Source organism: Hyphomonas sp. UBA4505 (genome assembly GCF_002388685.1).
In the GTDB taxonomy this organism is placed as follows: domain Bacteria; phylum Pseudomonadota; class Alphaproteobacteria; order Caulobacterales; family Hyphomonadaceae; genus Hyphomonas.
The window spans coordinates 1263844-1276027 of record NZ_DGMZ01000012.1 but is presented as its reverse complement, the minus strand read 5'-3'; the positions used below and the strand labels follow the sequence as shown (position 1 = coordinate 1276027).

At 60.4% G+C, this 12184-nt stretch carries 13 protein-coding genes; 6 read left to right on the top strand and 7 right to left on the bottom strand.

Annotation, left to right across the window (positions count from 1 at the left end; all coding sequences use genetic code 11):
* The first annotated feature begins 72 nt into the window (after positions 1 to 72).
* Positions 73 to 1878 carry a translation elongation factor 4 gene (lepA, locus tag B3527_RS15435; RefSeq protein WP_034817695.1) on the top strand — a complete coding sequence of 602 codons (1806 nt, stop codon included), beginning with the start codon at positions 73 to 75 and terminating at the stop codon, positions 1876 to 1878.
* Here lepA and B3527_RS15430 read toward each other — a convergent pair.
* Positions 1875 to 2303, bottom strand: a complete 429-nt coding sequence (locus B3527_RS15430) for a helix-turn-helix domain-containing protein (RefSeq protein ID WP_290480700.1) — start codon at positions 2301 to 2303, stop codon at positions 1875 to 1877. The genes lepA and B3527_RS15430 overlap by 4 nt on opposite strands.
* 38 nt (positions 2304 to 2341) lie before the next feature.
* Here B3527_RS15430 and B3527_RS15425 point away from each other — a divergent pair, with 38 nt between their 5' ends.
* Entirely contained in the window at positions 2342 to 3220 is an 879-nt protein-coding gene (locus tag B3527_RS15425; protein WP_290480701.1) for a class I SAM-dependent methyltransferase, read from the top strand.
* 53 nt (positions 3221 to 3273) lie between these two features.
* Entirely contained in the window at positions 3274 to 4080 is an 807-nt protein-coding gene (locus tag B3527_RS15420) for an enoyl-CoA hydratase/isomerase family protein (protein WP_206991952.1), read from the top strand.
* 12 nt (positions 4081 to 4092) lie between these two features.
* Here B3527_RS15420 and B3527_RS15415 read toward each other — a convergent pair whose 3' ends face one another.
* Together B3527_RS15415 and B3527_RS15410 are read right to left on the bottom strand one after the other, a co-directional pair.
* Positions 4093 to 4494 carry a globin gene (locus tag B3527_RS15415; protein WP_290480702.1) on the bottom strand — a complete coding sequence of 134 codons (402 nt, stop codon included), beginning with the start codon at positions 4492 to 4494 and terminating at the stop codon, positions 4093 to 4095.
* A gap of 19 nt (positions 4495 to 4513) precedes the next feature.
* Entirely contained in the window at positions 4514 to 5371 is an 858-nt protein-coding gene (locus tag B3527_RS15410; protein ID WP_206991950.1) for a hypothetical protein, read from the bottom strand.
* 76 nt (positions 5372 to 5447) lie between these two features.
* On the opposite strand from B3527_RS15410, the gene tsaD reads away from it, so the two are divergent.
* Complete coding sequence (gene tsaD / locus B3527_RS15405; RefSeq protein WP_290480989.1) at positions 5448 to 6557, top strand: tRNA (adenosine(37)-N6)-threonylcarbamoyltransferase complex transferase subunit TsaD; 1110 nt, start codon at positions 5448 to 5450, stop codon at positions 6555 to 6557.
* A 226-nt stretch (positions 6558 to 6783) separates the two neighbouring features.
* Here tsaD and B3527_RS15400 read toward each other — a convergent pair whose 3' ends face one another.
* A complete protein-coding gene (locus tag B3527_RS15400; protein WP_206991948.1) occupies positions 6784 to 7404 on the bottom strand; it encodes a TetR/AcrR family transcriptional regulator in 621 nt (206 codons plus the stop codon).
* Positions 7405 to 7541: 137 nt separating this feature from the next.
* Here B3527_RS15400 and B3527_RS15395 point away from each other — a divergent pair, with 137 nt between their 5' ends.
* Together B3527_RS15395 and B3527_RS15390 are read left to right on the top strand one after the other, a co-directional pair.
* Complete coding sequence (locus B3527_RS15395) at positions 7542 to 7838, top strand: YciI family protein (protein WP_290480425.1); 297 nt, start codon at positions 7542 to 7544, stop codon at positions 7836 to 7838.
* On the top strand, positions 7835 to 8515 hold the full coding sequence (locus tag B3527_RS15390; protein WP_290480424.1) for a glutathione S-transferase family protein: 681 nt from the start codon (positions 7835 to 7837) through the stop codon (positions 8513 to 8515). Before B3527_RS15395 ends, B3527_RS15390 begins: the two co-directional genes overlap by 4 nt.
* Here B3527_RS15390 and B3527_RS15385 read toward each other — a convergent pair.
* The 3 genes from B3527_RS15385 to B3527_RS15375 are packed head-to-tail and all read right to left on the bottom strand — an operon-like array spanning position 8499 to position 12127.
* Positions 8499 to 9323 carry a sulfotransferase family protein gene (locus B3527_RS15385; protein ID WP_206991945.1) on the bottom strand — a complete coding sequence of 275 codons (825 nt, stop codon included), beginning with the start codon at positions 9321 to 9323 and terminating at the stop codon, positions 8499 to 8501. The two genes, B3527_RS15390 and B3527_RS15385, sit on opposite strands and share 17 nt — an antisense overlap.
* Before the next feature lie 60 nt (positions 9324 to 9383).
* On the bottom strand, positions 9384 to 9923 hold the full coding sequence (locus B3527_RS15380) for a hypothetical protein (RefSeq protein WP_290480423.1): 540 nt from the start codon (positions 9921 to 9923) through the stop codon (positions 9384 to 9386).
* Positions 9924 to 9970: 47 nt separating this feature from the next.
* Entirely contained in the window at positions 9971 to 12127 is a 2157-nt protein-coding gene (locus B3527_RS15375) for a PQQ-dependent dehydrogenase, methanol/ethanol family (protein WP_290480422.1), read from the bottom strand.
* Between the last annotated feature and the right edge of the window lie 57 nt (positions 12128 to 12184).

Below are 12184 nucleotides of genomic sequence, written 5' to 3'. Positions count from 1 at the left end.
AGGACGCCAGAACCGGCCCCCGCCTGAACGAGAACGCTTCCCGCGAGGCCAAAGCGCGGTTATATCCCGGCCATGATCTCACGTGACAAAATCCGCAATTTTTCCATCATCGCCCATATCGACCACGGCAAGTCGACGCTGGCGGATCGCCTGATCCAGCATTGCGGCGGCCTGACCGAACGCGAAATGAAGGAGCAGGTGCTCGACTCGATGGATATCGAGAAAGAGCGCGGCATCACCATCAAGGCCCAGACCGTACGCCTGACCTATGAGGCACAGGATGGCGAGACCTATGTCCTGAACCTGATGGACACGCCGGGCCATGTCGACTTTGCCTATGAAGTCAGCCGCTGCCTCGCCGCCTGTGAAGGCTCGCTACTGGTCGTGGACGCCTCCCAAGGCGTCGAGGCGCAGACGCTGGCAAACGTCTATCAGGCCATCGACCAGAACCATGAGATCGTGCCGGTTCTGAACAAGGTCGATCTGCCAGCTGCTGACGTCGAGCGCGTGAAAGCCCAGATCGAGGACGTGATCGGACTTGATGCCTCTGACGCCATCGAGACGTCGGCCAAGACCGGTCTCGGCATTTCTGAAACGCTGGAAGCCATTGTCCAGCGCCTGCCTGCGCCAAAGACCGGCGAAGTCGACGCGCCGCTGAAGGCTGCCCTGGTGGACGCCTATTACGACCCCTATCTCGGCGTGGTCGTCATCGTGCGCATTCATGATGGCGTGCTGAAGAAGAAGCAGAAGATCAAGATGATGCGCACCGGCGGCGTCTATGAAATTGACAAGGTCGGCACGTTCAATCCGAAACTCACCGACGTTGAGGCGCTTGGGCCGGGCGAAGTCGGCTACTTCGTGGCTTCGATCAAGGAAGTCGGCGAAACGGCCGTGGGTGATACGATCACGGAAGACAAGCGACCCTGTGACAAGGCCCTGCCCGGCTATAAGGAAGTTCAGCCGGTCGTCTTCTGCGGCCTGTTTCCGATGGATGCGGGCGACTTTGACGATTTGCGCGCGGCGATGGGCAAGCTGCGCCTGAATGATGCAAGCTTTACATGGGAGATGGAAACCTCTGCCGCGCTCGGCATGGGCTTCCGCTGCGGCTTTCTCGGCCTGCTGCATCTCGAAATCATCCAGGAACGCCTCAGCCGCGAGTTCGACCTCGACCTGATCGCAACCGCGCCGAGCGTTGTCTATGAAATGACGATGACGGACGGATCGGAAATCGAACTCCACAATCCGGCAGACATGCCCGATGTCGTGCGCGTTGCCGAAATCCGCGAGCCGTGGATCAATGCGACGATCTATACGCCGGACGAATATCTTGGCGGCATCCTGAAGCTCTGCCAGGATCGGCGCGGCATCCAGACCGAACTGTCATACGTCGGCGGACGGGCGATGGTGAAGTACGAACTGCCGCTCAACGAGGTCGTGTTCGATTTCTATGACCGCCTGAAATCGATCAGCCGCGGCTATGCGAGCTTTGACTATGAGATTGTCGGCCACCGCGCCGAGAATCTCGTCAAACTGCAGATCCTGGTCAATGACGAGCCGGTCGATGCGCTCGCCATGCTGGTGCACCGCGACCGAGCCGAAAGCCGGGGTCGCCAGATGTGCGAGCGCCTGAAAGACCTTATCCCTCGCCAGATGTTCAAGATTCCGATCCAGGCAGCCATTGGCGGCAAGGTGATCGCGCGCGAAACCCTCAGTGCCATGAGGAAAGACGTCACAGCGAAATGCTATGGCGGCGATGCCAGCCGGAAACGCAAACTGCTCGACAAGCAGGCCGCCGGCAAGAAGCGCATGCGCCAGTTCGGCAAGGTGGAGATTCCTCAGGAAGCGTTTGTGGCCGCGTTGCGGATGGATGGGGATTAGCCCTTTCGGTTTGCCAGCCCAACCGGATTGCCCTTCGCTGAGATTCTCCCCGTCATGGCGGCGCGGAGGATGCGGCGAAAGCTGGGGCATTCCATATGGTTCGGCGCGCGGCAATTTGCGGCGTGGCGCAAGCCATCGCGCATGATCGTCATCTGACGGATCTTCTCGTCCAGTTCGTCCGCCTTTGACATGAGCGCTGCACGCTCGATGCGGGGCCCCTCTTCCGACATCATGGCGGCGATCTCGTCCAGCGTGAAACCTGCGGCGCGGCCGAGCGAGATCAGGCCCAGCCGTTCCAGAACGTCTTCATCAAACAGGCGCCGGAGGCCGCGTCGCCCCGTCGAACGGATCAGGCCGCGTTCTTCATAATAGCGTAGAGTGGAGGCCGGGATCCCGGATTGTTTGGCAACGTCGGAAATTTCCATGATAGGCTCTTGACCTCAAGTCGACTTGAGGTGGCAGGATGCCTCCACAAGATCGCAATGACAAGGAGCGCGGTACGATGAGCATGGCAAACAAGGATCAGGAAGAGATGTGGAATGGCGCGGGCGGAAAGGCCTGGGTGCGCGCGCAGACGCTGCTGGATACGGCCTTCCAACCCTTCGCGGACATCCTCGTCGAGACGGTGACGACGGCCAACGCACAATCTGTCCTGGATATCGGCTGCGGCACCGGTGCGACAACGCTCGCCATGGCGGAGGCGCTGGAGCCGGACGCGGACTGTCTTGGCCTCGACATTTCCGAGACCATGATTGCCCATGCTCGCAAGCGCGCCGCCGAGTCCGGATCACACGCGGAGTTCCTGGTCGCCGATGCGCAGACGCACGATTTCCCGTCGAGCACATTCGACATGATCACGTCCCGGTTCGGGGTGATGTTCTTCGAGGATCCGGTTGCCGCCTTCCGCAATCTGAACCGCGCCGCGCAGCCGGGCACACAGCTGCTCATGTTCAGCTGGCGTGACCCGGCGGAGAACCCGTTCATGACGGCGGCTGAGGCTGGCGCCCGCCCCCTGCTGCCCGGTCTGCCCGAGCGGGAGCCGAATGCCCGTGGCCAGTTTGGCTTCGCAGATGCCGCGCGCGTGGAGCATATCCTGTCCGAGTCCGGATGGCAGGACGTGGTGAGTGAGAAACTGGACGTGGAATGCCGCTTTCCCCTCTCGGCCATGGACCTTTATGTCTCGCTGATGGGCCCCGTCGGCTATGCCATCGCCCAAGGCGTGGATGAGGCGACCCGGGAGAGAGTCATCGACGTGGTGCGCGCCGCCTTCATGGAGTTTGCTGATGGCGACGAAATTGTCTTCACGGCAGCCTGCTGGAAAACTGCCGCGAGGGCAGCCTAGGCCGACCTGCCCCTCCACGCTACGCTCGCCTCAAAACAAGAGGGAGACACGCCATGCCGGACACAGAAACCAAGACTGCCGAAATTCTCTATGAGGTCGCAGACCATGTCGCGACCATCACCCTGAACGCGCCGGAGCGGTTGAACACGATTTCCGGCCCGATGCTGGATGAGTTGTGCAAGGCCTTGCTGAAGGCAGATGCCGATACGGATGTGCGTTGCGTCATCCTGACCGGGGCGGGCCGGGCCTTCTGCGCGGGTTTGAACCTGGAAAGTGCCACCAAGGGCGAAGGCATCGGATCCGGCGCTGTGGCCAGCGCCACGCTGGATCTGCGCAACACGCCGCCGACCGTATTGTTCAATATGGACACGCCAACCATCTGCGCCATCAATGGCGGCGCGGCAGGCTATGGCATGGACACGGCGCTCGGCTGTGACATCCGCATCATGTCGGACAAGGCCAAGATGGCGGCAGCCTTCACCAAGCGCGGCATCCTGCCGGAATCCGGCGGCACCTGGTTCCTGCCGCGCATGCTTGGCTGGGAGAAGGCCTGCGAACTGATCTTCACCGGCCGCACCCTGACCGCCGAAGAATGCCTGGCCGAGCAATTGTGCGCAAAAGTGGTGCCGCATGATACGCTGATGGACGAAGCACGCGCCTTGGCCGCCGAGATCGCCGCGAACGCGCCACTGGCCGTACAGGCCTCAAAACGCCTGATGCGGATGGGCCTGTCGGAGCCTTTCACCGAACATGTCCATCACGTCTTCCTGCAATTGCTGCCGCTGCTGAAAACGGAAGACGCGCGTGAAGGCATGATGGCGTTTCTTGAGAAGCGCCCGGCGGAATTCAAGGGGCGTTAGCCCCGGCCAGTGTCAGGCTGGCGTGAACCCCATTCGCGCAATGTCGGCCAGCATCTCTGCCCATGCGGTTTCCATGGCGGGCGTCCACTCCCCTGTCAGCGCTTCCCGGCAAGTGTCGCGGATGGCTGTGAACATGTCATCCAGTTGGGATTCCGGCACGCCATACCCCTGGTGCGACAGGCGGGCAGACTGAAGTTCAAAGCGCGGCAATCGACTGCCCTCGGTAAGACCGATGATGCAGTCGAAGCAGGTTGTCAGCATGGAACCGCGCACGCCACCATCCGTGTCCATCGCGAACAGGTCTTCAAATTCGGGATGCTGCGCGAAGAGGCGCCGATAGATCAATGGCGCGGGATCAGCGCAAATCTCTCCGAAGCGTTCAAGCGAAAGCATGATGGGTTCAGATACAGCCATTCCATATCCTACTGTCGGCTCAGCCCCCGCGCAATCGCAGGACGAGGCGACGCGTGGCGCGCTGGCTCATCTTGCGGTGCCGGGCAATCCGCTTTGCAAGATTCTGGCGTTCCTCGCGGGTGCGACCAAGATCATAGAGCTGCGCCGCAAAGCCCAGCGCAGCCTGCTGGTCGCTGTTCGGTCGGCGGGCGGCGCCCTCCTCCTCCGCCCAGCGGCCCGGATGAAAGCTGGCGGTCACTTTGGGCTGATCATTGCCGAGATAATGGAGGAAGGCTGCAGGCGCGGAAACATTTCGAATGATCGCATCCGGAATGAAATGCAGCCAGTCCTGATGCTGTTGCCAGCGCCAGGTGTTGGGGGAATTCTTTGTGCGCACGCGCAGCCCGATGATGCGTAGGCGGCGCTGAACGGCGGTCCAGTCTTGTCCTTCCCGCTCGGCTTGCAGTTTCATGAGGCGGATCAGGCCCTCCATCGTTCGGCCGGAGGCAACAAAGTCGACCAGGGCAATGGGGCGCGAACCGGTGGCGATCGCCTTGGGGCCGAGACCTTCGGCGGTGAGATACTCGAACAGACCCTGCAATGCCGGTTCCGGCAATTGATCGACCGCGCTTGCATTGCGCAGAGAGTACTGGATGAGGTGAAGCCGCGGCGTGTCGCGCAGCCCTTCGAAACAGCCAGACAGATAATCATACAGGTTTTCGGGCGTCCTCCCGATAAAGGCGAGGTCCGACCGGTTCGCATGTGCCAGAATGCGGGCAGCCGTGGATCGCAGGGATTCAAGGAACATGTCGTTCAATGAGCGCGTCTCGGTCGCGCCTGTAATCAGGCCGCCCAATTGCTCGCGCTGTGCGATGTTCCATCGAAACGGTTTCGCCAAACTTCTGCCTCCCGGTCTTTTCCTTCGACTATAGGGCCTGCGGGGGGCGCTTTCCAAATCCGTTCTGGGGTCCTACATGCAGCGGATGAGCAAGACGCTGACAGTTCTGGGCATCGAGACAAGCTGTGACGAGACGGCCGCGGCTGTGCTGCGCCTGACCGATGGCCGGGCAGAGCTGGTCTCGGACGTGATCCGCACGCAACTGGAAGAACACGCGCCCTATCTGGGTGTGGTACCGGAAATCGCTGCGCGCGCACACGCCGAACTGGCTGATTTGACCGTGAAAGCCGCGATGCATGAAGCAGGCATTTCCTATTCAGCGCTAGACGGGATCGCCGCCACGTCCGGTCCCGGCCTGATCGGCGGCGTGCTGGTGGGCATGATGACCGGAAAGGCCATCGCGCAGGCAGCCGGAAAGCCCTTCATCGCGGTCAACCATCTGGAAGGGCACGCGCTCAGCCCTCGGCTCGGCAATGATTGCCCGTTCCCCTATTTGCTGCTGCTTGTTTCGGGCGGACATTGCCAGTTCCTGGAAGTGCGCGACCTCGGAAATTATCGCCGACTCGGCTCGACGATTGATGATGCGGTGGGCGAAGCCTTCGACAAGACAGCCAAGACGCTGGGGCTCGGATTTCCCGGCGGGCCTGCGGTCGAGCGCCTCGCAGAGGGGGGCAATCCAGAGGCTTTTGCCCTGCCCCGCCCGCTGCTGAACAGGCCGGATCTCGATATGAGCTTTGCAGGGCTGAAGACGGCTGTTGCGCGCGCCGCGGCCGAAGACGAGATGAATGAGGATCGGATGATGGATCTCTGCGCGAGTTTCCAGACGGCGGTGACCGACATTCTCGCCACAAAAGCCGCGCTGGCGCTTGAGGCGTTTGATCCGGGTGAGGATGGCACGAAGCGGTTCGTCGTGGCGGGCGGCGTCGCGGCCAACAAGGCCATCCGTGCCGCACTGGACGACGTGGCCAAAGGCGCAGGTGCGCGCCTGATTGCGCCGCCCCTGAGACATTGTACGGATAATGCCGCCATGATCGCTCTGGCCGGAGCGGAAAGACTGGCGGCGGGCCTCGTCAAAGGCGAGGCCGGGGACCTTGGCACCGGGGCGAGACCCCGCTGGCCGCTCGATGAAGCGGCGGCGCAATCAGCGCCCGTCTATGGCACGGGCCGCCGGGGCGCCAAGGCCTGATCAGGCCGCATTCTAAACCGCGAATTCAGCAAGCGAATAGGTCGCCGCAAGGATGGCGATGGCCATAGGAAGCGCCGCAAGCAAGGCGGCCAGGGACTGGCGAGCTTCGGTCTTGGACAATGTCATTGATTTGGTCTTTCAGCATTTACCGACAGCGACCATCGCTGCCGTTGACTACCATATAGCAATCATCTGAATATTTATCAATGAACAAAAACGAAATTATTCAGAATTTATCTATCTGACGCTCCGGAACGACCGCGCCAGCTGACAATCCAGCCAGAACCAGGTCCATCACACCCGCCAGTTCACGCTTCAATTTCGGCAATGTCAGGTGCGAGAACATCTGGGGAAAGCGAAACTTCATCATCGATGCCTGAATCATTTCCGCCGTCTCTTCCTTTCGGTCGAGCGGACGAAACTCACCGGCCTCAATGCCGTTCTCGAGAATCTGAACCAGATAGACCCGCTCCTGGGCCAGCTGTTCATTCATGAACAGAGGCCGCTCATCTGCCAGCGTCTCGGCAAGCTCGACCAGCTTGTCCTTTTCTTCCAGTGCCTCATAGGTACGCACCATGCTGAACTCAAAAAACTGGCGCAGACGATCTGCCGCCGTGATTGGCTTCCGACAGATGCTGGCATAAGTCTGGTAGAGTTCTGAATTGAACTTGCGACCGATGGCTTCGGCAATATCGAGTTTGGACGCGAAGAAGCGGTAGATATTGCCCGCGGACATGTTGCAGTCCTTGGCAATCTCCGACATCGTCGTCTTGGAATAACCGTAGTGAACGATGCGTTCCATCGCGGCTTCCAAGATCTGTTGGCGGGTGTCTGTTGTATCGTTCATGGCGCCACCATACTCCCTGTTACTGAAGGATCAATGATTCATTCAGCCCATTTGTTCCACTATTGCGGACTCTGGGCAGGTTGCAGGCATTGTGCAATACGAACAGGAAATCTTGCCTTCATTCGGAGTCGTTCGTCATGCGCCTTTTCTGTTTTCACAATCTGGACAATGAAACCAATGGTGCCGAGTTGCGCGCCGCGACCCGGCCGGCCCATCTGGAATGGGCTGCAGGATTGGGGGACCGGCTACGCATGGCCGGGCCGCTGCTGTCCGAGGATGGCGCGATGATCGGGTCTGTCTTCCTGGTCGAGGCCGATGACCTGGCCTCGGCCAAGGCATTGGCCGAGCAGGACCCGTATAACAAGGCAGGAGTGTTCGACCGCGTGGACGTGCGCGAAACGAAATGGCTGATCGGGCAAGGAAAGCGCGCATGAGACAGCTCGTCCTTGGAAATCTGAACTATTCCAGCTGGTCGATCAGGCCATTGCTTGCCGCGCGGCGCGTGGGCCTGCCGGTGGAAGAAGTGATCGTACCGCTCGATTTTCCCGACACATCGGCAAAACTGAAAGAGATCAGCCCGACAGCAAAAGTGCCACTGTTGATCTGGGATGATGTCACGGTCTGGGAAAGCCTTGCGATCACGGAATGGATCGCCGATTGGGCGCCGACTGGAGAGGTCTGGCCAGAAGATGCCGCCAAGCGGGCGATTGCCCGCGCGGTGACTTCCGAAATGCATGCGGGTTTCCCCGCCCTGCGCAAGGCTTGTCCGATGGATATTCGCGGCCGGGAAGCCACGCCGGAAATGACCGAAGGTCTTGAGGCTGACATTGCCCGCATCCAGACCATGTGGGACCAGATGCGCACTGAACATGGCGATGGCGGCCCATACCTGTTCGGCAAATGGAGCGCTGCGGATGCGTTCTACACGCCGGTTGTGACGCGGTTCCGCACCTATGGCCTGCCCCTGACAGGGGCCGCGGCCGAATATTCGACGGCCATCCTTGAAGACCCGGTCTTCCTTGAACTGGAGAAACAGGCAGAAGCCGAACCGTGGTGGATCAAATACACCGCCGACGGACGCTCAAGCGGCTATCTCAAGCCGGAAGGCTGAACAGGTCATAATCCAAATCATGCCGGAACAGCGTCCGGATATGATCTGTGTAGATATCCAGTGCTTCGCCTGTGAAGAGTTCCGTAAGCGGTGTCTTGCGGTTCTGCAGCACATTAGGCTCCGCATCCGGATCGATCTTCTGCGCCATGGCGTCCTTCGTGCCTGCCGCGAGCGCTACATTGATGGCATCGGCACTGAGCCCGAGAGACCAATGCTTCGAGACCGCTTCCAACGCAGCGCGGGGGTCTTTCTGGGTCCGCTCATACTGGATCAGCTGGATCGAGTCGCCATGACGCGCACGAATATCACCCCAACGGTTCCAGAAGCGCGCGAGCCAGTAGAGATCGCAGCGATATTTCGATCCGCCCGGATCGCCCTTCAGATAGGTCAACCAGTCAACCTTGATGTCGTACTCCCATTTGGCGTGGTGACTGGCCAGGATCGCCATCGGGTGTCGTACAGCCAGCACATATGGCGGCAGGCTGGCGAGGCTGCGGGCCCAGCCCCATTCGGCCAGATGGTGGGGGATCGTGTGACTGAACGCCAGGCGCGGCAGTTCCGGAAAGGTCTCATCGTCCTTCGGCCAACCGATATAGGGGCGCACCGCATTCTCCGAAAAGTATTGCGGGTGAGGAATGCCATGGGTTTCCGCCAGCGCCACTGCCAGCATGTATTTCAGCCAGTGCGTACCGGAATTCTTGGAGGTAACGAGCAGGCCATCAAACCGGCCATGACGCAGGACGGAAAAATTCGTCCAGGACTCATTGAGAACCTTGGCGCGGTATTCGCTGGGAAGTGACTTTGACATGGCCAAATTCCCTATTGTGCCAGGGCGAAAGGCGCAACCGTTCTTGAGCGGTTGGAAGACTCAGGTCTTGAGGCCTGCCTTGTCCCGGAATACTTGCAGGAGAGCCAGTTGTTCGCGCGTCGGCACGCCTTCCGCCTCGGACACCGCCACCAGCATCGCGTCGAGATCGACAATTTCCTTCGGACCAAGCTGCGGGGAACTGACGATCAATTCGCTCAGCTTGTGCATGGCGCGCTGGGGATCCGGCGCGGAATTGGTGACCCAAGCCGCATGGGCGGACAATTCATCAGCCTCAGCCTGGGTGAAGCTGAAATTCTGCATCATCTCATCATCTATGATGCGCGCCTGTCGTTCGGTCAGAGGCTCTTCCCGGCCACGGGCAACTTCCATCATCATGACGGCGGCGGCTTCGCGCGGGTCTTCGATCAGGCTGATGCCATTGCGGCCTGCCTTGTATTTGAAGGCAAAGCGGCGAGGCGCATTCGTAAGCGTGCGCGCCGCATCCATCGCCACTTTCGCGCCGCGGCGGGCCATCTGGATACGCCACGACCAGATGCCGATCGTTGTCAGGATACCCAGAATGAGGATGACTATATGCATTCGGCGTATGTAGCGCGGCCCGGCAGGCCGCGCTACTCACAATTCGATCATTCGCCCCCGGAGCCAGCCGGGACAGCGGCATGGGCCTGCGCCAGCACATAGGCGCGGATCGATTCCACCTGATCCGGCGTCAGATGATCTGCGAACGAGACCATGCCATTGGCGGCGAGGTTTCCGTCGATCACCACACCTTTCCACGCCATTTCGTTGCCACTGATCGCCGACCAGCGCAGGTCCGGCAGAACGCCCGAGCTGACCGCCAGCGGACCGTGGCAGACGGTACAGTTACGGGCATAGTGAACCGATCCCTCGGCGATCATGGTCTCGTCCCCGAACGAGTCGGCTTTCGGGGTCTTGTCGATCATCGGGAAATCCGGGTCGGCGATTTCGCCCGTGCCGCCCAGCTTGAAGGTGACGACCTTGCCGACTGTAGAGGGCACGGTCTCATCATAGGCGAAGCCTGCAGAGAGACCGAAGGCACTGCCCCAACCAGTCGTAATCGTGACGTATTGCTCACCATCGATCATGTAGGTGCCGGGGCCGGACGCGCCGCCGGATTTGAGTTCATGATTCCAGAGCTTGTCGCCCGTTTCGGCATCATAGGCGACAAAGTCGCCATTCAGCTTGCCCTGGAAAACCAGACCGCCTGCCGTGGACAGCACGCCGCCATTCCAGGCATTGCCATGTTCCACCGACCAGCGCGCTTCGCGGGCAATCGGATCCCATGCGATCAAGCGTCCCTTGAGGGTTGAGCGCAGGAATTTGGCGACTTCCGGCGGCGCGATCGGCGGGACGCCAGCAGAGAAGTCTGCGCCCGTATTCCAGCCGACAGGCTGGGTCTCGAAGCGCGGATCGCGAGCATAGGCCTGAGGAATTTCCTGCGCTGGAATATAGGCGAGGTTCAAATCCGGATTGAAGGCCATCGGATGCCAGTTGTGTGCACCGAGGGGGCCTGGCAGCTGCTCGTAAGGGACGGCGCCATACCGTGCATCGGCGATTTCAATCGGACGACCGTTTTCGTCGAGGCCCTCTGCCCAGTTCATCGGCACGAACGCATCGCCGGAGATGAACTCGCCGGATTCCGCGTCCAGTACGTAGAAGAAGCCATTCTTCGGAGCCTGCATCGCGACACGGCGCGCTTCACCATCTTCACCAACAGGCAAGTCTGCCAGAATGATGGTCTGCGTGGCTGTATAGTCCCAATTGTCGCCGGGTGTGGTCTGGAAATGCCACTTGTACGCACCGGTTTCGGCATCCACCGCAACGATGGAGGACAGGAAGAGATTGTCGCCACCAGACGGATCGCGGAATTCCCGGTTCCACGGCGAACCATTGCCGACCCCGAAGATGATCTGGTCGTTGACCTCATCATAGACGATGGAGTCCCAGACAGTTCCGCCGCCACCATCGGTGACCCAAGCGCCTTCGTCACCCCAGGTGACATTGCCGATGTCTTCAAAGGCTGCGTCCGAGATCTCGCCGTCTGGCTGTTTCTCCGGGTTCGGAACAGTGTAGAACCGCCAGACCTTGTCTCCGGTATTGGCATCATAAGCCGAAAGATAACCGCGCACGCCGAGCTCGGCGCCGCCATTGCCAATCAACACTTTGCCATTCACCACACGCGGCGCACCGGTGATCGTATAGGGCTTGGACTGATCAACGGTGACCTTGCTCCAGACAACTTCGCCCGTTTCGGCATCAAGCGCTTCGAGCCGCCCATCAATCACGCCCACGAAGACCTTGCCGTCATAAACAGCCACGCCACGGTTTACGACATCGCAGCAGGCTTTCACGCCGACGGCGCGGTCCACATCCGGATCGTAAACCCACAATTCCTCACCCGTCTTGGCATCAAGCGCATAGACCAGCGACCAGGCAGAGGTGACGTACATCACGCCGTCCACGACAATCGGCGTCGATTCCACGCCGCGATTGGTGGCAAGGTCATAAGTCCACGCGACGCCCAGGTCTGCGACGGTTTCCTTGTTCACATCTATCAGGCTCGAATGGCGCTGCTCGTCATAAGTCCCACCATATGTCAGCCATTCGTCAGCTGCGCTCGCGGTACTTATCCGGTTCGTGTCGACCGCCGCAAAGGCTTCCGGTTCCGAAGGTGTCTCAGTGTCTGCTGTTTTTGCCTGCCCGCAGGCGGCAAGGATTGCGAAGGATGCTCCCGCAATCAAGGTGGACTGCCAGTTCGCCATGGCCGTTTCACTCCCCTGTCTGTTTCCTCAAAACGGTCTTACGCCGCGCTCACAGGA